The organism is Paenibacillus sp. JCM 18996 (assembly GCF_055392555.1).
The window spans coordinates 3,776,996-3,797,487 of sequence record NZ_AP043884.1 but is presented as its reverse complement, the minus strand read 5'-3'; the positions used below and the strand labels follow the sequence as shown (position 1 = coordinate 3,797,487).

Annotated in this window: 22 protein-coding genes and 1 other annotated feature; of the genes, 11 read left to right on the top strand and 11 right to left on the bottom strand. The window is 51.9% G+C overall.

All coding sequences use genetic code 11. The features are described 5' to 3' along the window. Window positions 1-92 precede the first annotated feature (92 nt). Window positions 93-1,076, top strand: coding sequence for a metal-dependent hydrolase (locus ACZ5N7_RS18805; protein WP_464656120.1), 984 nt, complete (start codon window positions 93-95; stop codon window positions 1,074-1,076). Between the two features lie 77 nt (window positions 1,077-1,153). Here the strand turns inward: ACZ5N7_RS18805 and ACZ5N7_RS18800 are convergent, their stop codons facing one another. Further along, window positions 1,154-1,390, bottom strand: coding sequence for a small, acid-soluble spore protein, alpha/beta type (locus ACZ5N7_RS18800; RefSeq protein ID WP_464656119.1), 237 nt, complete (start codon window positions 1,388-1,390; stop codon window positions 1,154-1,156). A 150-nt stretch (window positions 1,391-1,540) separates the two neighbouring features. Here ACZ5N7_RS18800 and ACZ5N7_RS18795 point away from each other — a divergent pair, with 150 nt between their 5' ends. Beyond that, window positions 1,541-1,735, top strand: coding sequence for a DUF5325 family protein (locus tag ACZ5N7_RS18795; protein WP_464656118.1), 195 nt, complete (start codon window positions 1,541-1,543; stop codon window positions 1,733-1,735). Window positions 1,736-2,373: 638 nt separating this feature from the next. Here the strand turns inward: ACZ5N7_RS18795 and trpS are convergent. After that, window positions 2,374-3,357 (bottom strand): tryptophan--tRNA ligase, encoded by a 984-nt coding sequence (gene trpS / locus ACZ5N7_RS18790; protein ID WP_464656117.1) that lies wholly within the window; start codon window positions 3,355-3,357, stop codon window positions 2,374-2,376. 53 nt (window positions 3,358-3,410) lie between these two features. Further along, window positions 3,411-3,655 (bottom strand) — a binding site (T-box leader). A gap of 152 nt (window positions 3,656-3,807) precedes the next feature. On the opposite strand from trpS, the gene ACZ5N7_RS18785 reads away from it, so the two are divergent. The 3 genes from ACZ5N7_RS18785 to ACZ5N7_RS18775 are packed head-to-tail and all read left to right on the top strand — an operon-like array spanning window position 3,808 to window position 6,906. After that, window positions 3,808-4,947, top strand: coding sequence for a permease (locus tag ACZ5N7_RS18785; RefSeq protein WP_464656116.1), 1,140 nt, complete (start codon window positions 3,808-3,810; stop codon window positions 4,945-4,947). A gap of 18 nt (window positions 4,948-4,965) precedes the next feature. Beyond that, window positions 4,966-5,901, top strand: a complete 936-nt coding sequence (locus ACZ5N7_RS18780) for a TIGR03943 family putative permease subunit (protein WP_464656115.1) — start codon at window positions 4,966-4,968, stop codon at window positions 5,899-5,901. Window positions 5,902-5,958: 57 nt separating this feature from the next. Further along, on the top strand, window positions 5,959-6,906 hold the full coding sequence (locus ACZ5N7_RS18775) for an aldose epimerase family protein (RefSeq protein ID WP_464656114.1): 948 nt from the start codon (window positions 5,959-5,961) through the stop codon (window positions 6,904-6,906). A gap of 158 nt (window positions 6,907-7,064) precedes the next feature. Here ACZ5N7_RS18775 and ACZ5N7_RS18770 read toward each other — a convergent pair whose 3' ends face one another. Further along, window positions 7,065-8,036, bottom strand: coding sequence for a bile acid:sodium symporter family protein (locus ACZ5N7_RS18770; protein ID WP_464656113.1), 972 nt, complete (start codon window positions 8,034-8,036; stop codon window positions 7,065-7,067). Window positions 8,037-8,228: 192 nt separating this feature from the next. Here ACZ5N7_RS18770 and ACZ5N7_RS18765 point away from each other — a divergent pair, with 192 nt between their 5' ends. Continuing rightward, window positions 8,229-8,471 carry a small, acid-soluble spore protein, alpha/beta type gene (locus ACZ5N7_RS18765; RefSeq protein ID WP_464656112.1) on the top strand — a complete coding sequence of 81 codons (243 nt, stop codon included), beginning with the start codon at window positions 8,229-8,231 and terminating at the stop codon, window positions 8,469-8,471. Window positions 8,472-8,639: 168 nt separating this feature from the next. On the opposite strand, the gene ACZ5N7_RS18760 is transcribed toward ACZ5N7_RS18765, so the two are convergent. The 6 genes from ACZ5N7_RS18760 to ACZ5N7_RS18735 form a co-directional block, all read right to left on the bottom strand. Continuing rightward, window positions 8,640-9,521, bottom strand: coding sequence for an IS3 family transposase (locus tag ACZ5N7_RS18760; protein ID WP_464654018.1), 882 nt, complete (start codon window positions 9,519-9,521; stop codon window positions 8,640-8,642). 8 nt (window positions 9,522-9,529) lie between these two features. Further along, entirely contained in the window at window positions 9,530-9,826 is a 297-nt protein-coding gene (locus tag ACZ5N7_RS18755) for a transposase (protein WP_464659191.1), read from the bottom strand. Window positions 9,827-9,962: 136 nt separating this feature from the next. Next, window positions 9,963-10,343 (bottom strand): O-methyltransferase, encoded by a 381-nt coding sequence (locus ACZ5N7_RS18750; protein WP_464656111.1) that lies wholly within the window; start codon window positions 10,341-10,343, stop codon window positions 9,963-9,965. Window positions 10,344-10,693: 350 nt separating this feature from the next. After that, the gene (locus ACZ5N7_RS18745; protein ID WP_464656110.1) at window positions 10,694-11,086 is read right to left on the bottom strand and encodes a VOC family protein; all 393 of its coding nucleotides are present in this window, start codon (window positions 11,084-11,086) and stop codon (window positions 10,694-10,696) included. Window positions 11,087-11,121: 35 nt separating this feature from the next. Next, window positions 11,122-11,340 carry a hypothetical protein gene (locus ACZ5N7_RS18740; RefSeq protein ID WP_464656109.1) on the bottom strand — a complete coding sequence of 73 codons (219 nt, stop codon included), beginning with the start codon at window positions 11,338-11,340 and terminating at the stop codon, window positions 11,122-11,124. 90 nt (window positions 11,341-11,430) lie between these two features. Continuing rightward, window positions 11,431-13,230, bottom strand: a complete 1,800-nt coding sequence (locus ACZ5N7_RS18735; protein ID WP_464656108.1) for a M3 family oligoendopeptidase — start codon at window positions 13,228-13,230, stop codon at window positions 11,431-11,433. Between the two features lie 138 nt (window positions 13,231-13,368). Between ACZ5N7_RS18735 and ACZ5N7_RS18730 the strand changes: the two genes are divergently transcribed. Both ACZ5N7_RS18730 and ACZ5N7_RS18725 read left to right on the top strand, forming a co-directional pair. Next, on the top strand, window positions 13,369-13,533 hold the full coding sequence (locus ACZ5N7_RS18730) for a YycC family protein (protein ID WP_464656107.1): 165 nt from the start codon (window positions 13,369-13,371) through the stop codon (window positions 13,531-13,533). An 11-nt stretch (window positions 13,534-13,544) separates the two neighbouring features. Then, complete coding sequence (locus ACZ5N7_RS18725) at window positions 13,545-13,781, top strand: hypothetical protein (RefSeq protein WP_464656106.1); 237 nt, start codon at window positions 13,545-13,547, stop codon at window positions 13,779-13,781. A gap of 85 nt (window positions 13,782-13,866) precedes the next feature. Here the strand turns inward: ACZ5N7_RS18725 and ACZ5N7_RS18720 are convergent, their stop codons facing one another. Further along, the gene (locus tag ACZ5N7_RS18720) at window positions 13,867-14,568 is read right to left on the bottom strand and encodes a DUF2225 domain-containing protein (RefSeq protein WP_464656105.1); all 702 of its coding nucleotides are present in this window, start codon (window positions 14,566-14,568) and stop codon (window positions 13,867-13,869) included. A gap of 27 nt (window positions 14,569-14,595) precedes the next feature. Then, window positions 14,596-14,979: a globin domain-containing protein gene (locus ACZ5N7_RS18715; protein ID WP_464656104.1), complete on the bottom strand. Its 384-nt coding sequence runs from the start codon at window positions 14,977-14,979 to the stop codon at window positions 14,596-14,598. A 444-nt stretch (window positions 14,980-15,423) separates the two neighbouring features. Between ACZ5N7_RS18715 and ylbJ the strand changes: the two genes are divergently transcribed. The 3 genes from ylbJ (at window position 15,424) to ACZ5N7_RS18700 (ending at window position 20,366) form a co-directional block, all read left to right on the top strand. Beyond that, window positions 15,424-16,611: a sporulation integral membrane protein YlbJ gene (ylbJ, locus tag ACZ5N7_RS18710; protein WP_464659353.1), complete on the top strand. Its 1,188-nt coding sequence runs from the start codon at window positions 15,424-15,426 to the stop codon at window positions 16,609-16,611. 18 nt (window positions 16,612-16,629) lie between these two features. Next, window positions 16,630-19,299 (top strand): alpha-glucan family phosphorylase, encoded by a 2,670-nt coding sequence (gene glgP, locus ACZ5N7_RS18705; RefSeq protein ID WP_464656103.1) that lies wholly within the window; start codon window positions 16,630-16,632, stop codon window positions 19,297-19,299. Between the two features lie 257 nt (window positions 19,300-19,556). Further along, the gene (locus tag ACZ5N7_RS18700) at window positions 19,557-20,366 is read left to right on the top strand and encodes an NAD kinase (protein WP_464656102.1); all 810 of its coding nucleotides are present in this window, start codon (window positions 19,557-19,559) and stop codon (window positions 20,364-20,366) included. Window positions 20,367-20,492: the final 126 nt, after the last annotated feature.

Below are 20,492 nucleotides of genomic sequence, written 5' to 3'. Positions count from 1 at the left end.
ATTTTTGGGTAATAAATAAGGATGCTGCCCAAAGTCATTCTAACACGGGTATAATGAGTTATAAACGCTCGGTTTTTGAAGGAGGACTGTTCATGGACACAGGAACACATTTGGTCATCGGCCTGGGGCTGGCAGGGCTTGCAACCGTCGATCCCGTCGTAACCACAAGCTCCGGAGTATTTGCCGCCGTACTGCTGGGAACCGTGCTCGGCTCTCAGGCTCCCGATTTTGACGGTCTGACCCGGTTCGGGGGGAATGCCACGTATATCCGGAACCATAGGGGGATGAGCCATTCTTTGCCGGCGATTGCAATCTGGACCGCGGCGATCACGCTTTTGCTCGAACTTATTTTTCAAGGCCTTCCGATCCTTCATGTGGCAATGTGGGTGTTTATCGCTGTCGCTTTTCACGTGTTCACCGATTTGTTCAATACTTACGGCACCCAGGCTTTCCGGCCCTTCACGGAAAAATGGATTTCCTGGAACATTATGCATATCTTCGATATGTTCATTTTCGCGGCGCATGTGGCCGCTTTGGCGCTCTGGCTGTTCCAGCTTGCCCGGCCCCAGGTCATTTTTCCCGCGTTATACGTTATTATCGGATTCTACTACATTTGGCGCTCCCTCATTCACTACAGGCTTGAAAAAGGCTTGAAGGAGCAGGACCCGGCTTATGCGGAAGGCGACGTCTATTACCTGCTGCCGACATACGATGTCCGAATTTGGAATGTGGTGAAAAAAAGGCCGCACGGGGAATACCAGCTGGGAGAGCTGAAAGGCACCCGGCTCAAGTGGGTGGACAGCACCCGCTGCTCTGACCACCCGGCGATCGAACATTCCAAGTCCAATCCGAACGTGGCGGCGCTGCTGTACTTCTCGTCGTTTGCGTGCGCCGAGGTGAAGGAGCATCAGTGGGGCTACGAGGTGCGATGGAGCGATATCCGCTACCGGTATCGCAAAAAGTACCCGTTCGTGGCGGTAGTCCATATGGACCGGGATTATAGAACGATCGATTCCTACGTCGGCTGGGTCAGCGAATCCAAACTGAACAAGAAGCTGAAAGTCGATTTATACTAAAACCCGCATGCAAAAACAAAGCTCAAGGGCGGCAAACCCTTGAGCTTCTATTATGCTAACTTCTGGTAAAGTAAAGATTAACGAAACCCGCCTGCAAGCTGCTCTTCAGCTATTTGAATCATTCGGCGCACCATATGGCCTCCGATAGCGCCAGTATCGCGCGTAGCCATATAACCGTAGTACCCGTCTTGAGGCATTTGGATACCTAATTCTTGAGCGACTTCATATTTCAACTGCTGCAAAGCTTGGTTCGCCTGAGGAACAACCAGAATGTTCTGATTTCCGCCGCCTTGACGTCCTTGACCTTGACCCATTAGAAAGCACTCCTTTCAATCTGTCTCTGATCTGAGATGTATTTGCAAGCTTGCAAGCTTATTATGTTACCTGAAGCAAAGAATATACACCGGTTTCATGAAAAGTTTGATATAATTTATGGACTACTTACAGAAAGAGTTGAGACTGATATGAGCTCACGGCTAGCGCTATTCTTCTCCATCGTCGGAATCATGCTGCTCACCGGCATCGGCATATCCTTAAGCTACGGCAGGCCGTGGCTTGTCCTGTTTTTTTCCGCGGCTGCGCTGTTTTTTATCGGATACGGTTTTATCCTGAAAGCGAGACTTCGGAGGAAGGCGGAAGCCGGAAAGAAGTCCGATTGACACTCCTCACGCCTAAAGGCGTGGATTCTTGGGTAGTTAGCGACCTCAATTCATTTCTGCTTCGGACAACTCCCAAGTTCAGGGTTGTGCCATCAGCCCGTCCTACGGCAGAGTCCTATAGCTCCGTAGGCTGGCAGAATGTTGCTATGTGCCACAGGTGTCTATTTCGCTCGAATGTTTTTAAGTCTTTTGCTTGACGGACTCCATAGATTTTACGCTCGAAAAGTCTGCTTTAAGTTCCAGCAAAGTTCAACTAAAGTTTGAAATAAATACGGCTACGCATCAAGTTACAGTAAAAGCTTCCTCTAATCTGTTTTCTTAGCTGTATGTATCGGATTGAGCGGAATTTTCTTCCTGTAATTTCGCACGTTGAGCCTGCAGGAGACATTTTCCACAACATTAACGGGAGCTTTTCCAGCAAAAGAATCCTTCAGAGCGCATCAGGGCAAGATTAGCAGGAACTTTTCCTGTTCGTATTGTCAGGTGTCATTGCGCTGAAGTGGGAGCCGTGCCAAGCCGCGCAGATGGCTGCAGAGTAATCAAGTAACACGTGTGTTTCACTGAGTTCAACTTATATAGTTGACTGATTACGCAAAACATCCCGTACCCGCCGGATGAGCGGGACGGGATGCGTTATTCTACAGAAGAAAGCCCATGCGCTCCCGGGCTGTGCGCAGCACTTGTTCCGCGACCGGAGCCGCCTTCTCGGCGCCTTTTCGCAGGATATTCGGCACTTCGCCGGATTCGCGGATCTCGCGGTACTTTTGCTGGATTGGCTCGAGCACGGATACGACTACCTCGGCCAGCTCCTTTTTAAACGGCCCGTAGCCTTGGCCTTCGTACATAGCTTCGATCTCCGGAATGCTTTTGCCCGTAAAAACGGAGTAAATGCTGAGCAGGTTGCTCACTTCCGGTTTGCTGTCCGGATCGTACTTTACTTCGCGCCCGGAATCCGTTACCGCTCGGCTGATCTTTTTACGAATCACCGCCGGTTCGTCCAGCATCGCAATATAGCTGCCTGCGTTCGGGTTGCTTTTGCTCATTTTCTTCGAGGCATCGTCCAGGGACATAATTCTTGCGCCTACTTCAGGAATATAAGGCTCAGGAACGCGGAACGTATCGCCGAAGCGGTTATTGAACCTCTGCGCCAGGTCGCGGGTCAGTTCGATATGCTGCTTCTGGTCGTCTCCTACAGGAATCAGGTCAGCGTTGTACAGCATTATATCTGCGGCCATAAGCGAAGGATAAGTGAACAGCCCTGCCCCTACGGATTCCTTGCCTGCGGATTTATCTTTATACTGCGTCATCCGCTCCAATTCTCCCATATAGGTGATCGTCGTCAGCAGCCATCCCAAATAGGCGTGTGCCGGAACGTGCGATTGCAAGAACAGAATCGCCCTGTCCGGATCGAGACCCGCCGCCAAATAAAGCGCGGCCAGCGATTCCGTCTGCTCGCGCAGCGCCGCCGGATCCTGCGGCACAGTTATCGCGTGCAGGTCTACCACCATAAAGAAACACTCATAGTCGTACTGCATCTTTACATGGTTGCGCAGCGCCCCGATATAATTGCCGATGGTCAGAAAGCCGCTGGGCTGGATGCCGGATAATACTCTTTTGTCCATTGATAAAACCTCCTTGTCAGTGATTCCCGGTAAATACAAAAAGGCCTTCCGCCGAAAGGGACGAAAGACCGTGGTGCCACCCTAATTGTCTCCCTGCCAAGCCGGCCGGGAAACCTTGAGCTCCTGTAACGGGGAGAACCGTGCCGCCTACTTCCGCGCCCGCCGCGCCGGCGGACAAGCCGGATTTCGGCTTTAAGCTCGGAGGCCCATTCAAAGGCTCAGTCCCGCCGGTTTGCAGCGCCACCGGCTCTCTGTGGAGACTTTGCTGCCCTTTACTCTTCCTCGTCATCGCAATTTGTATTGTTACATATTATACCCGACTTCCAAACAATGTCAACTCTGCTTCCCGCCGGAAATAGTTGTCCTCTATTCCCGGCAAGCCGCATAGCTTATAATAATGATTACAAGAAGAAAACCCCTTCCAGACCTTTCAGAAAAGGAGTCACGCTCGTGCAAACTACTATATATCGGATTGGAATCAACATCAGCGCCGCGGTATGCCTGCTGCTTTTCCTTATTTTGACCGACCGCGGAATTTCCCTGCCCTCCTTGCCTTCTATCGATCTGCAGACCTTCAAAACCCTTTTTCTCAGCATCATCCTTGAAGCCTTCCCGTTCGTGCTGCTTGGCGTCGCCGTTTCCGCGGTGCTGCAGGTATTCGTCTCGGAGGAGACCATCCAGAGGTTCATTCCCAAAAATCCGGTGCTTGGCATTTTGTTCGCCTGCCTGATGGGGATTATTTTCCCTCTCTGCGAATGCGGGATGATTCCCGTCGTCCGCAGGCTGATGAATAAGGGAATGCCCGTGTATATAGCAATCGTCTTCATCCTTGTCGGCCCGATCATTAATCCGGTCGTATACGCCTCAACCTATATGGCTTTCCGCAGCAGGCCCGAAATCGCCTATTCCCGTATGGGACTGGCGTTCACGGCGGCAGTAATCATCGGGCTGGCCGTGTACCGGTTTGGTAAAATCATGCAGCCTCTGCGCACCGCAAACAGCGGCGGATTTTCCGGCAACGGGCAGGCGCGGCACCATCAGCACGAGAGCATTCACCCGCATTTGCACGCTCAGAGCGGCTCTCGCCCAGGCGACCCTCAGGCTCACACTCACGATCGCCACCGCCATTCGCACGCTGGCGGAGGGCAACACGCCTCGGGCGGCCATTCGCACGCTCACGGAGGCCGTCTGTCAGGGCTGCTGAGCCACGCCTCCGATGAATTTTTCGAGATGGGCAAGTATTTGATGTTCGGAGCTATTCTCACCGCCCTGATCCAAACCTGCGTTAACCGCGAAAGCCTCGTCTCCGTCGGACAGGGACCGATCGTTTCGCACCTGTTCATGATGGGCTTCGCCTACGTGCTGTCGCTTTGTTCGACTTCGGACGCTTTTGTGGCGTCATCCTTCAGCACTACGTTTACGGCCGGCTCCCTGCTAACCTTTCTCGTGTTCGGGCCGATGCTGGATATCAAAAGTACACTCATGCTGTTGTCGGTATTCCGCACCCGTTTCGTGCTGCTTCTTTTCCCTCTGGTTGCCGCGGTGGTATTAGCCGGATCCTTGGTCTTCGAAAGGTTTGTCCTTCATTAATTTGTCAGGAGTGGTACAATGTCCGCCAAAACTTTAAGCCTTCATCATCTTCTCAAAGGGGCCATCCTGCTCGGATTTGCCGTATACATCGCCTATCTTGCCAAAACGGACCGTATCCTTTACTACATAGCCCCACGGATGGCGGATTATGTGAAATGGTCTGCCGTCGCCTTTTACGCAATGGCTGTTTATCAAATCTATAGCGGGATCATCTCACTGTGGGGATCAAGAGAGCCGGACTGCGACTGCGAGCACCTTCCCTCCACTTCCGCGCTTAAAAACACGCTGCTGTACGGCCTGTTCGTGCTCCCCCTTGCTTTCGGCTTCCTGCTGCCCGACGCCTCTATGGGAAGCTCCCTCGCAGCCAAAAAAGGGATTAACCTGAACAGCGCAAGCAGCGTGAAATCCTCCTCCGCTTTGCCGGCCGGCAAAGGGGGAAATGGAGCGCCCGACGGCCAGTCCACAAAAAGCGCGGCTTCCGGCGCTTCGGATTTGGATGCCAATCGCAACGAGCTTTTTCCTTCGGACAAATTTACGGAGCACTACGCCAAATTTGCCATGCAGCTCTACCAAATGGGCACAGCCATTCCCGTAAAAGATGAGCTCTACATGGAAACGTTAACGACGATTGACCTCTACTTGAACCCTTTTATCGGCAAAAAAATGGAGATCAGCGGTTTTGTACACAGGGAAAATAATATGTCTCCGAATCAGTTTGTAGTAGGCCGCTTTGCCGTCTCCTGCTGCTCTGCCGACGCTTCGCCGTTTGGCGTACTGGCAGACTACAGCCGCGCTTCCGCCCTTCCGAACGACACGTGGGTGAAAGTTACCGGGACCATCGGGAAAACGAACTTCGAGGATAACGAAGTGATGCAGCTGAAGGTGGAAAAAGTGGAAAAAATCACTCCTCCCACCACGCAGTACGTATATCCGAACTATGATTTCGGCCGGTAATTTCATATAATGGAAGCGTTATTCATACTTTATTTGGCAAAGGAGTCTCTATAGCTGATGATCAAACAAGACATTTGGCAAGGCACCCCCGTGTACAAAATAAGCAATGAACTGCTGACCGTAACCTTATGCCCCGGCATCAACAACAACGTGATTTCCGTGTACGACCAGGTGTTGGACAGGGAAATGCTGCGCGTCCCGCCTTCCCCTCAGGAACTGAAGGACAATCCCATCCAGTACGGAACCCCGATCCTTTTTCCCCCGAACCGGATTCGCCAGGGCCGCTTTTCTTTCGACGGCAGAGAGTATCAATTTAACGTGAACCATCCGCAAGGCAACCATATCCACGGGCTGTTCCGCACTCAGCCGTGGCAAGTGACGGGAACCGGCGAGCAATCGGGAAGCGCTTCCATCACCTGTGAAATCCGCACCCGGGATTATGAGAATGTGCTTAGACAGTATCCACACTCTTTGAAGCTGGAGGTCACTTACGAGCTGAAAGGATCTTCACTTGTGCAAAAGCTCGCCGTTACCAACGAGGGAGACGCCACAGCACCGATCGGATACGGCTTGCATACATGGTTCCTGCTGGGCGGCGAGCCCGACCGCTGGACTTTGCAGCTCCCCGTATCGGGAATATGGGAATTGGACGAACAGAATATTCCGACAGGGCAGATTGCCGGGCTGGGTATGTACGAGGGACTTGCACAAGGATTGAACCTCAAGGGACAGAATATGGATACCGTTTTCCAAATCGGGAACAATCCGTGCCTGGCCGTCCTCTCCGGTCCGGATTGTGATATCCGTTACAGCGGCTCTGACGATTTCAAGCATTGGGTCATCTACACCAAGGGAGAGGCCGATCAGTTTATTTGTCTCGAGCCCTACACATGGGTAACGGATGCGCCGAACGTCGATCGGGACTATTCGACTACCGGAGTTATCGGTTTAGAGCAGGGCGCTTCACGGCTTTTCGAGGTAACCTTGGAAGTTGTACATAAGTAAAAGACATTGTTGTGTGCCGCGCTGCAGCCGCCAAAATCCTGCCGGGACAAGCTCAGCAGTCAGAATACCTTCGGCATCATACCCGGACTTTTGGGCATCGGGCAACAGCCTGCTGAGACAAACTCAGCAGGCTGTTTTGTGCAGGCAGTACCCGTTCGTCATCCCGCCAACGTATTGGGAGCTGCGGCAGGTACATCTTTTTTCTCCCTGAACAGGGCAAAACCGAACAAAGAAGCCAGCATCTGCTGAAACAGCATTCCGATAATGACAGGCATAGCCACAGTGGGCGGAAAATACGCAATCGCGAGGACGGCACCCGCGCTGATGTTACGCATGCCGCAGTTAAACGTCATGGTGACGGCCAGCTCCCTGCTCCATTTTAGCGCCCTCGACAGCAAGTAAGCCCCCATATATCCGGCCGCGACAACGGCAACAATCAGAATCCCCGTCCAGACCAGTTTCGCTGACATTTGGGTCAGATAAGGCGAGATTACCGCGCTGTTGATGATAATGACCGCCGCCAATCCCACCTTTGATAAAGGAGCCAGCGCGGGGCCCCAACTCTTCTTGATCTTTCCGGCCGTCCATTGATTCAGCAGCATCCCAAGTATGGAAGGCGCGACAACCATAATGAGCAGGCCTTTCATCATTCCCCACACGTCCATCTGCACCTCGGCCCCAACCATAATGGACAGAATGCCCGGCACGATAAAAGGCGACAGCAACGTGTCGATCAGAATAATGGAAAGCGTGAGGGCAATATGACCTCTATAGATCGAAACCCACATAAAGCTGACGATGCCGGTAGGAACCGCGAGCAGCAGGACGAGCCCCGTTACGAGCAACGGATCCCCAGGCAAAAACAGCTTGCCCATCCCCCACGCGGCAAGAGGCATAATACCGTGAAGCAGCATCAGCGATACTATAATGGGAAAAGGCTGCTGCAGCGCCCGCTGCAAATCCTTAAAATTCAGGCTCAAGCTTCCGTTCAAAGTAATAAACCCGAAAATCCACGGAACCAGAAAGGTCAGATGTTCGATCCGATAGGCCAAAAGGATTCCGATGAACACACTGCTCGGAGTAATCAGCGGCATCCATTTTTCAAGCGTTTTGTTCAGCTTCTGCAGCAATGGATTCTCCCCATTCCGTTCGTTTTTTCCATTATCTCACACAAAGGAGATAAGTAAAGGGAAAGATACACCGGCTTGTAGCGTGTTTCAAAAGTCTATTCATCTTGCCCCAGTATGGTCAAAATTACCAATTTCTTATATGAGTAACATTTCCAAACTGGTTTATACTACCTATCACAGGAGGTGATTATAATGGGTCAAGGTCAAGGGCGCCAAGGTGGCGGCGGCAACCAGAATATTCTGGTAGTTCCTCAAGCTAACCAAGCTTTGCAGCAGTTGAAATATGAAGTTGCACAAGAGTTGGGTATTCAGATCCCTCAAGACGGCTATTACGGGTACATGGCTACTCGCGATACAGGTGCGATAGGTGGTCATATGGTACGTCGTATGGTCCAAATCGCTGAACAACAACTTGCTGGCATGTTCGCCAGATAGTCGATTCCTCCATACTTAACGTTCAAAGTGGCCCTTCACAGGCCACTTTCTTTCATGGACAAAACTCCCAAATGCGGATTGATGCCATGGTCCCACTCCCCTACACAAAAAAAAGCCTCCTCACCCTGATGTGACCCCTGTCAAGTAGACAGCTATTAAAAAGAACTTTTAAGCAGCCTGAGTCTTGTATTCATAAGGACTCAGGTTGTTTAATTTTTTCTGGAAACGTTCATTGTTATAAAAATGGATATAACGTTGAACAGCGTGCTTTACTTGTTCAACCGAATGAAAGGAATAAAGATCAAAGCACTCTGACTTAAAATGACTGAAAAAGTTCTCCATACATGCATTGTCCCAACAGTTTCCTTTTCGGGACATGCTACCTTTCATATGGTATCGTTTAAGCAAGTTGTTAAATTGACGAGACGTGTACTGGAAGCCTTGGTCGCTATGCAGGAGGATCCCTTTCACATTCCGTTTTCTCTTTGCCTTCCTGATCGTGTCAAACACCAGCTTTAAATCGTTTCTGCGACTGATGTGGTAGGCTACAATCTCATTGTTGTACAGGTCTTTAATCGCAGACAAATAAAGTTTCTGTCCATTGAAAATTAGATAAGTAATATCGGTTACCCACTTCTCATTTAGATTAGAGGCTGTAAATTCCCGGTTAAGGTGGTTGTCCGAGATAACGTAAGCCTCTTTCTTGCCGTAGTAAGGTCTTTTCTTTCGAATGACTGCCTTTATCCCTAGCTCTCGCATGAGCCTTTGCACACGCTTATGGTTGAGGTGCAGCCCATGTTTCCGCATAAGCCAGACCTTTACACGACGGTATCCATAAATCCCTTTCAATTGTCCATGGCATTCTAACATTTTCCCTTTAATTGCCTCGTCTTCCCGTTGTTTTTGGGACACAAATGTCTGTCGTTTTTTCCATCTATAGAAACCACTTCTGGACACTTGGGCCAGCTCACATAGCAAGATGACATCGTAACCCTTGCTGGCTAATTCCTGGATAATGGCAAACTTTTTACCGCTTTGTACAGCATCCATGCCTCCTTTCACATTTTTAAGAGCTTTTTTAGCAGTTCATTCTCCGCTTCAAGACGTTTCAGCTTCACCTCCGGATCTTCGGGTCGTGTTCTCGGTCTGCCTTTTCCAGGGCCATTTGCTTTTCCCCGTTTTTCCTCAAGCCCCTTTATGCCCTCTGCCTCAAAATTCTTCACCCACCGACGAACAAGGGAAGGGTCAATCGCTAATTCCCTCGCTACGGTCTTATAGCCCATTCCTTCTTTAAGATAAAGGTCTACTGCCTTTTTCTTGAATGCAACATCGTATGTTCTCGCTATTTCGCCCATAGAAAAAATCCCCTCCACAATAGACATAGTAAATGGCTTTCTTTTTTCTGTCTACTATGAGGGGATCGTATCACCCCGACAGGATGAAAAGGAAGGCTCAACGTCGTATGTAATAAGATAGAATAATGGCTAAAACTTATCTCTCTGTTCTTGAACTCAAAGCCGAGGTGCCTACAGCGGCCATATTGTAATTCGATTCAAACTGAACACTGGCATTCAACGCGCCTTGTCTTACAGCAAAATCGAAACAAATCTCACCGTGCGTCCACTTTCTCTTAAAAACCAGGGACTCCACCGCCATCTTCCGGAAGGAAACCTGTTGGATAGCGGACAAACCGCTCTGTGTCTTTCTGACCTCGCCGCCCGTGCTCTCGAAAAAATGCCTGACTCCAAACTTTCCGATAATGTTGTTGCGGATTTGCACAAAAACCGTGCCGGAATCCACAACCGACAATTCATCGCCAATCTCTCTAAACACGACATCTAGCTGCCTAGCCAATGGCAACTGCTCAAACATTAAATCCCTCCATTTTTTTTGGAATGCTGTCGATGCTGTGAAATTCTACCTGGTGTAGTACTAATATACTGCGTCACTCGGCCCAATTTCAACATATTTTCACAAAAAGTGAGGTTAAGTTGGAATAATATTTTCCACAAGACTTTTATTGTGAAAAAAATGTCCATTTTTTATCGTTATTTATAAGTTTGTGTAAATTCACTTTGCTGGCCATGTCAGTTTAAGACCTGGTTCAGTAATAAGCAGCTTAAGCCGGGTTAAAGGTGATAAAGGAAAAAAAATCCGCTAAAATATCGGGAAATAAATCGTATTAAGGTTGTCCGGATCCAGCATGTCTGCGTCGAACTTCCTTACTTCTCGTCCAGCACCTCTGCGTTAAATTCGATGATGTTATTGTCGGGGTCCAGCACGTAAATCTGCGGGAATCCAGCCCTTGCGTGCGGCCTGGCATCAGGCTCCAGTCCGCATTGCCGCAGCCAGTCCAACGTCTCCCGGTAGCTCCGCACCCGGATAGCGAAGTGGCCGTCCCTCGTGTTTATCGGTCCCTGCCTTAATGTTTCGCCGTCGTGCCGGATCAAGTGAAGCTGCTGACCCGTGTCACCCACGGCAAACCAGGCCCCTGCGAAATCGAAGTCCGGCCTGTCAAGCTCTTGCAGACGGATAATGTCCCTGTAAAAAGATTTGGACTTCTCCACATCACGCACATCAAGACTAACATGATGCAGCCCTTCTATTCGAAACATTACGGCAACCTCCCCGCGCGGAAGCGCATGAAATCTCATGAGAGCGAAATATATTCCTTTTGCAGTTCAATCAGCTTGGAAATGGCAATGCCAGTGCCCGCATGGATATCAAGCAGCGTGCTCTTGGGGTGCTTTTTCAAATAATCCCTCACCTCATGGTACAGAGCTTCCTGCTCCTGCGAGCACTCCGGACAGTAGCTTTTAGCGGCTTTGACAAAAATCTTTCCGCATACTGTGCAGTTTTCAATATTCATTATCCATAACCTCACTTGTAGCGTGGAGAGCAAAAGACGCTTTCTCTCCAAGTATTGTTATTTAGAAAGCACCTGGCGCCAGAGTCCTGTCTAAACCTTCAAATCCTCGATAACCGCGTTGAACTCGTGCACGTCGGCGATGGTCAAATTGACTGCATCCTGCCAAAATTCCGGCTGAGTCAGGTTCACTCCCAAATGCTTCAAGGCCAGCTCTTCCACCGTCATACTCGCCGTGTCGCGCAGCAGCGCCTCGTACTTTTGCTCAAAACCTGCTCCTTGCTTGATCGCGGCCGCATAGATCCCTGTACTGAACAAGTAGCCGAACGTGTACGGGAAATTGTAGAAAGGCACGTCTGTGCTGTAAAAATGCAGCTTTGCCGCCCAAAAGTGAGGGTGATATTGACCCAGCGCATCCTGGAAAGCTTCCTTCTGGGCATCCACCATCAGACCGTTCAGCTTTTCCACGCTGACAAGGCCTTTGCGGCGCTCCTCATAGAAGTTCGTTTCAAAAATAAACCGCGCGTGGATATTCATGTAGAATACGATCGAGCGGCTGATTTTGTCATCCAGAAGGTTCAGCTTCTGCATCGGATTGGCGGCCGCTTTTACCACTGCGTCGGAAACGATCATCTCGGCAAAAGTTGAGGCCGTCTCCGCGACATTCATCGCATACTGCTGGGCCAGCGCCGGCATGTCCGTCATCACATGCTGGTGGTAACCATGCCCAAGCTCATGGGCCAAAGTGGACACATTGGAGGCCGTGCCGGAGTAAGTCATAAAGATTCGGGTCTCCCCTTTCACCGGAAAAGAGGTGCAGAACCCGCCGGGTCGTTTGCCGGGGCGGTCTTCCGCCTCAATCCAGCGGTCTTCGAAAGCGCGCTGCGCAAAATCGGCCATCTTCGGAGAGAAGCGCTTGAACTGGTCGTAGATCAGCTGGGCCCCTTCGGCATAAGAGATTGTGCCGCCGGATTCGCCCACAGGAGCCTCGACATCGTTCCAGTCCAGCTTCTCTTTGCCGAGCAGCTTGGCTTTCTTGTTCATATAGTCTGCGAACACCGGCTTGTTGCGGCTAATGACATCCCACATCACCTGCAGCGTTTGTCGGGACATCCGGTTGAGCGCGAGCGGCTCCTTATGCACGCTGTCCCAGCCTCTCCGGTCGTACACCTTCAAACGGAAACCGGCCAGCCGGTTCAATGCTTCCGCGCAAAAATCGGCCTGCTCCGCCCAAGCCCGCTCCCAACGCTCGAAAAGCTCGTGACGGACCGCCGCTTCGGGATGCAGCAGCTTGTTGAAGAACTGTCCTGCCGACAGCTGTCTGGTCTCTCCGTCCTCTTCATAAGGGATTTTGATGCCCGCCACAGTTGTATCATACACATTGTTCCACGCGTGATAGCCGTCTACGGAAAGCTCGTTGATTAGCGATTCCATCTCCGGAGACAGCTTTTCGGCGGCGAGTTTTCTTCTTTCGTTGAGCGCAAACCGGATTGCACTGAGCTCATTGCTGTTCATCCATTCCGCCCATTGTCCGTCCGGCACAGCGTCCAGAAGCTGGTCCATCCGAGTCAGCGAAGAAGCGTATTCGGCACGCATGCTCTGGACTCGGCCGCCGAGCAGGATCGCTTTCTTATCCTTGTCGTTCTGGGCGGCCAGGCAGGCGCAGAAGGATCCCGCTTCTTCCAGTTTCACGAGTATGGTTTGCAAATTTTGAGCCAAAGCGGCCAGTTCCCGCACCGACTTCAGCTGCTCTGCCTTGGTGCCGTTTAACGCCTCGCGGAAGGAGGCAATTTCCTGATCCAACGAGTCAAGAAAGGTTTCGAATTGTGCCGAATCGCTTCCTCCGGGAAAAATCGTATCCAGGTTCCAGTTTGCATCCAATTGGTTTTTCATAAAACGACTCACCTTTCCGTATGCAGACGTTTTGAATTTCGCGGACAAAATTTGGAATTCCGAAAACAGGGTTTGATTCCGTGTGCACTTTTGTGTTAGATTCAGGAAAGCAATCCCGTAAAGAAAGGATGAGGATCCATGAAGCCGCTGCAAATTTCACCCGAAACGGCGCAAAAGCTCGCCAATAAGCTGAATGTGCCTTTGGAACATTTAATGCATATGCCGCAGCATATTCTAATGCAAAAACTGGCCGAGCTAGCCAAAGAAGACAAAGCAGGACAAGACGGCGGGACGGATCAGTAAAGGAAACCGCCATGATCCCTTTTGAAAACGCGTGGCCTTACGAAACGGTTATGGGAGACATCTATGTACACGAATGCCCGTTTTGCGGGAAGGCGAACGTGCTGCTTCCCTTGAGGCCCAAGGAATTAAAGAGTATCCGCGAAGGCCGCAAGAAGCTGCTCGTCTTTCCCTGCTGCCATAATAAGATCACATTGGTAGACAATGACTCCGACTATTTGCTGGCTGACCGTCCGGTCAGGAAGAAATAACCATCCGGAACCGCAAACGCTGAAACCCACCGAAGCTGCAATTACAGTTAAAGCGGGACTCGGCGTTTTGTTATTCCCGCGGACGTCATCCCTGCAGCTTCATCTCTTCAGGCAATTCCATCCGCTTCTCGATCATCTCTTCCCTCGCGGCGCTCCACTGCTCCTTGCAGGCTCTGATCATCGCGGCATCCATAATGCTCTTGTCGTTAATGACACGTCCGTACCATCTGACCGCTTCCTTGAAATCGCCGGTTCTGCGGCTCAGCTCCCCGATCAAATACATCAGCTTTGCGTTGTTGACATCGAGCCCTTCGTACTCGAATACGGCAATGTACCGTTCCAAAGCGTAGCGTAGGAAACGATCCTCCTGCTCTTTGTCCTCCCGGTAGCGGTAGAGCCATGCGATATGGTGAAGAAGCCCGGCTACGACGCGGTCCTTCTCCGAATTCAGCTGTGCACAGACGAGTGCAAGCTTGTAAACCGCCAAGGCGTCCTCCCAGCTCCGCTCCCCTCCGTAATCCTTCATCGCCCACCGATTGCCGATTTTTTCCCGAAACAGCTCCCTTTGAAGGGGATTGATAGCGGTGCCGGAATGCTCCGTGGAGGCATAACCGCAGGCGGGACACACCCTCACCACATAGTAATCGGGATTAAAATCCTTGTAGTGTACGCAAAAATCGGTGTCTGTCTTCACGCTCTTTTTAAAGCTGGGGCGCACTTTCATCGTTTGAAAGGGAACCTCGCACATAACGCAGCGGATTGTGACGGGATATAACGGGTCTACCATGGTGTGCACGCCCTTTGGACAAATAAATTAATGTTTATTGATAAAATGGGAAGCAGGCCCCGAAAGACGTTCCAGGACGACTTCACTCTTGTAGGCATCCAGCCCGGCCTCGGCCAGCGCTTCTTTCATGCACTGGAGCCAATTGTCCGCCTTCTCGCGGTCTATCTCGAAAGGCAGGTGCCTTGCTCTCATCATCGGGTGCCCGTACTGCTCGGAGTAAAGCATCGGACCGCCCAGAAACTGGGTGAGGAACAGATACTGCTTCTCCATTACGGGACGGATATCGCCCGGAAATAGAGGGGACAGCACGGCATTCTCCTGCACCTTCGGATAGAAGGCCTCCACCACCCGCCGGACGGTGTCCGCGCCTCCGATCCACTCGTATATTGTCTGTCTGCTCTCCTCTGTCATGTCTATCTTCCTTTACTTTCAAACTAACCCCGGGCAAAGTGAACAGAAGCTTCGCAGCTTGTTCCGGATACTTCGCGGGGACAGCCAAAATTTAAAAAAAGATGCTAATGCGGACATTAGCATCGGCGTTAAAATTACATCTTGCGCTCGAGATCTTCTTCCTTGGCATTCATTTCCCTGATCACATAGATGAACCCACAAACGAGAAGTCCGGTTACAATCGCTGCCATTACGGATCCCTCCAATGCTTTATCGGTCCATTAAGGAATGGATAGTCTTATTGTAACATATTTTTGCCGGGATTCCAGTAGGCATGTCTGTCCCGGCCGGAACATAAATATAATTCAGCCAAGACAAAGCGACTCGGAAAGAAGGATGGTAATGGGGAAAAATCGGGTTACCCTTGTGCATTGGGCTGGCCTCTTGACTTTCGGAGTGGCCGCGATGCTCCTGCTGTTTCCGGAACAAAGCCTGCACGCCGCGCTGCGCGGAGTTTCTATATGGTGGGACGTGCTGTTTCCCGCCCTGCTGCCCTTTCTGGTCATATGCGAGGTTATGCTGGGCTTCGGAATCGTCCATTTTTTCGGCACTCTGTTCGATCCGATGATGAGGCCGCTATTTCGCGTTCCCGGAATCGGCGGCTTTGTGATGGCTATGGGCTTCGCCTCCGGCTACCCGGTGGGCGCGAAGCTGGCCTCCAAGCTGTGGGAGCAGAAACTGGTCACCCGCGATGAGGGGGAGCGGCTCGTCGCTTTCACAACGACCTCCGATCCGATATTCCTGATCGGTGCCGTTTCCGTCGGCTTTTTTCATAATGGCGGCCTTGCCGTCCTGCTTGCGGCGGCGCACTACGGCTCAGCCCTGCTGCTCGGACTGCTCATGAGGTTCCACGGCAGCCGGGAGATCCATCGTAAACCGGCGGGCGTCAAATCGGACCGCTCCCTTCTTTTCAACGCTTTGAGAGCGATGCACCGGGCCCGGCTCGCCGACGGCCGGGACCTTGGCACTCTGCTGCGGCAGGCTGTGCAATCGTCGCTTCAGCTTATTTTTGTCATCGGGGGGTTGGTGGTCTTCTTCTCCGTTGTGCTCGAGGTCCTGACCGCGGGAGGAATCATGCGGCTCCTCTACGTCTGCGTCAGCTCGGTGCTGCACATGACCGCCATACCGCAAGCGTTGTCCGAAGCGGTCGTGAGCGGCCTGTTCGAAGTGACGCTGGGAGCCAAAGCCGCAGGACAATCCGGGGCGGCCATTTCGCTGCAGCATAAAGCGGCCATTGCCGCTTTTGTCCTGTCCTGGGGCGGCCTTTCCGTCCATGCGCAGATCATCTCCCTTGTCAACCACACGGGCATGCGCTACGTCCCTTTTTTGCTCGCCCGATTGATTCATGGTCTGTTGGCAGTGGTAATGGTATATATATTATGGAGGCCGCTTCGGTCCCTGATGGCCGTGCAGCCCGCTTTTCTCCCGGAGGATTTGACATCTTCGTCTTTTCCGTCCCTCCTCCCCCCGCTGCTTACGCTTTCGGGAACGCTGATGATCGGAGTTCTTGCGCTGATTCCGGTTCTTCACCTCATTTATGCTTTGTTCAGTCGCACCGTCCTCATGCTTCACCGACAAAAAAACAAACTATAGTTTATTGGAGTGGAATCTATGAGCAATCTTAGCTTGCCGCCGTCCCTGCAGCCTTTAGCCGAGATCGCCTATAATTTGTGGTTCAGCTGGAACGAAGAGGCATTGTCCTTATTCCGGGAAATCGATGCAGAACTATGGGAACAAGTGCACCACAATCCGGTTCAGCTGCTGTCCGAGATGCCTCCCGCCGAGATCGACCGTTTGAGCGAAAATACACTATTTTTGGATAAACTCCGGCAGGTAACCGCTGTATGGGAAAATTACCGCGCCGGCGCCGCCTGGTTCCGGATAGCTCACCCACAATACGCCGTACATACCATCGCTTATTTTTCCGCAGAATTCGGTTTCCATGAGTCGCTGCCGATCTATTCCGGGGGGCTTGGCGTCCTCGCGGGAGACCACTGCAAAGCGGCCAGCGACCTGGGCGTGCCTTTGGTGGGAGTCGGGCTTTTATATAAAGAAGGATATTTCAAGCAAAAAATAGATAGCGAGGGCAAACAGAGCGCGGAGTACCCGAGCTACGATTTTTCCAGGCTGCCGGTGTGCCCCGCCAAATATAAAGATGAAGATGTCTTCATTTCATTGGAAATGCCCGGCAGAACGCTCCACGCCCAGGTATGGATGGTGCGGGTCGGCACGGTTCGCGTGTATTTGCTAGATACGGACCTGAGCAGGAACAGGCCTGAGGACAGGAGGCTTACTTCCCGCCTGTACGGGGGCGACCATGAGCTGCGCCTGCAGCAGGAAATGCTTCTCGGCATCGGCGGAATGAGAGCGCTTCAAGCGGCGGGCATCCGGCCTAAAATGTGCCACATCAACGAAGGGCATGCCGCTTTCCTGTCTTTTGAAAAAATCAGGGAGCTTATGCTCTCCGGCAACTCTTTCGATACGGCTTTTGAAGCCGCCAAAGGGAGTACGACGTTTACCACGCATACTCCCGTGCCGGCGGGACATGACGCTTTTTCCCCTGCACTCTTGGAGCATTATTTTCGGCCCTTTTTTGACCGGTATCAGCTGAATGCTGGAGATTTTCTCAAACTGGGAATGGACTACAAGCGCAATGTGTTCAATATGACGTATTTGGCGCTGAACACGGCCTCCTTCTGCAACGGGGTGAGCAAGCTGCACGGCCAGGTGTCGAGGGAGATGTTCCGCGAATTTTACGGCTGCATCGAACCGGAAAGCGTCCCGATCCGCTCGGTTACGAACGGAGTACACGGAGGTACCTGGACGGCCCCCGAGATCAAGAGGCTTTATGCCGAGTCGGCAGGCAACTCGCACGATAATGCAAATTCCGGGGATGTTGTGGGCCGCGCGGCGTCGTATTCGAATATCCCGGACGACCTGCTGAGGGAGACTCATGCAGGATTGAAGCGGCAAATGATGGAGGAAGTCCGCAGACGGCTTAAGGTTCAATATGCGAGGAACAACGAAACGCAAGCTCACATAGACGCTGTGGACAGCGACCTGTCCGGAGAGGAGTTGACGGTCGGCTTCGCGCGTCGGTTCGCCACTTACAAGAGGGCTAATCTGCTTTTCAGCGATCTCCCCCGCCTGGAGAGGCTGCTGAATGATCCTGAACGTCCGCTGCGGTTTATTTTTGCAGGAAAAGCCCATCCGGCGGACCTGCCGGGTCAGAGCTTCATACAGCAGATTTACCAGTACTCCCGCATGGACGCTTTCAGGGGCAAAATCGTGCTGGTGGAAAACTACGATATGGAGCTCGCGCGGTTTCTGGTTCGGGGCGTGGATGTGTGGCTCAACAACCCAGAACGTCCTTTGGAAGCGAGCGGCACGAGCGGCCAAAAAGCGGCGATGAACGGAGTGGTCAATCTCAGCGTGCTGGACGGCTGGTGGGAGGAAGGTTACGACGGGAGCAACGGATGGGCCATTGGCGGAGACGGCTTGGGCGATGCGGAGTCGCTTTACAAACTTTTGGAGGAGCAGGTTATTCCGTTATATTACGGCGCTTCTTCCCCATCCCCCCAGTGGGTCGGCTTGATGAAGCGGTCAATGGAAACGCTGGCCCCCGTGTACAATACGGAACGCATGGTAAAGGAATATGTGGAAAAAGCCTACATTCCCGTCATTGAGAGGTCCGCACGCCTTGAGCATAACCGTTATGCCCTGGCAGAGCAGCTCGGAAAGTATAAACGGTTCATCCGTGAGAATTGGCGGAATGTGGCCATTCTAGGAGTCGACGACGATCCCGCGAGCAGCTATGCCTTCGTCGGGAAAGGGTCTGGCGGAAGCCCGGCTGGCGCTGGCACAGGCGGCGGTGGTGGCTTAAGCGGCAGCACGGTCGCAGCGGGCTCAGGCAGCGGTGGTGGCTTAAGCGGCAGCTTAATCGCAAAAGTGTCAGCCGTAGAAGGCTTAAACAGAGCCTCTCTCTCCTCCCCGGCGGCGGATGGCACCCCTCCGAAAAAGGTGACGGCCAGAATCAGATTCGGCCCCGTTTGGTACAAAGATACTTCTGTCGAAGTCATCTACTACGAAGAAGTGAAAGCCGGGGTTTGGAAGCCTGTCATTGCTGTGATGGAGCTCTCGCACATCCATGACGGTGTCTGCGTGTACGTGGCGGAGGTGCCCTCGCATTTGAAGCATGGGCCGCATTTTTCCGTGCGTGTCCGTCCGGTGTCACCGAATTTCAGCGATTCTTTCGAGCTGCCGTTGATTACGACCACATAGTGTGCATAGGCCAAATGTATCGGCACATACATGGCGGTTGCACATGGACAAAAGCCTGTTTAAAGCGCTACAATCCGGCGGCCGAATTCATTGATACATGACATGCCGGTTACGCGCCCATCCACACACTATGGCTTTAGCCGGGGGAATTCCTCCGGCTTTTTTCACGTTCATACTAGCACATTGTATTATAGGCACATTTTGATTATGATGGAGAGGACTGCACCACAACGACTATCAGCCTAGGAGGTACAATCTTGAATTATCATGTTGTCGATCGCGGGGATGAGGACTCTATCCGTTTAGCCGAAAAATTTCATAAGCTTGTTGAGTCTTTCGGGTGGAATCACAATGAGGAGAATCCGGAAATCGTGCTTTCGATCGGCGGGGATGGTACTATGCTGCGGGCTTTTCATAAGTATATCAGCCAGTTGGAATGCATAGCGTTTGTCGGTATCCACACGGGCAAGCTCGGTTTTTTTGCCGATTGGCAGCCGGAGGATCTGGAGCATCTTGCATACTTGATGCATGAAAAGACGGCGGAAGCCCAGATCGTCAGATACCCTCTGGTTGAGATCGAAATCCGGACTAGTTCCGGTGCGATTGAAACCCACCTCGCCCTTAATGAATTCACGTTAAAAGGCATCGAGGAAACTTTGGTTGCGGAGCTTCATGTGAACGATGTGCCTTTCGAAAGCTTTCGCGGCGACGGCATCTGCATATCCACCCCTTCAGGCAGCACCGGCTACAACAAAAGCTTGGGCGGGGCGATGCTGCACCCTTCCATCGAAGCGATCCAGATCGCCGAAATCGCCTCGATCAATAACCGCGTATACCGGACGCTCGGATCATCGATGATTCTGCCAAAGCATCACCATTGCGACATTTATCCGAAGGAGCACCAAATGCTGCTCATTTCCCTGGACCATAAATATATCCAGCGGAGCGATATTGAGTCCGTACGGACGATGGTCTCGGCGTCCACAAAGGTGAGATTTGCTCGATACCGTCCACATCCTTTCTGGAACCGCGTGAGGGATGCTTTTGTCGGGTGCAATGTGAAGTAAAGCGGACTCATTATGATGAAAGGAATCAATGTGTACCTTTATTTGACCATGGTATGTGCTTGTTCGGTGGATGCGGAAGCGCAAGTAGGTAAGGTTGAAGTAATGAATGACGCCGCAACACTAAAA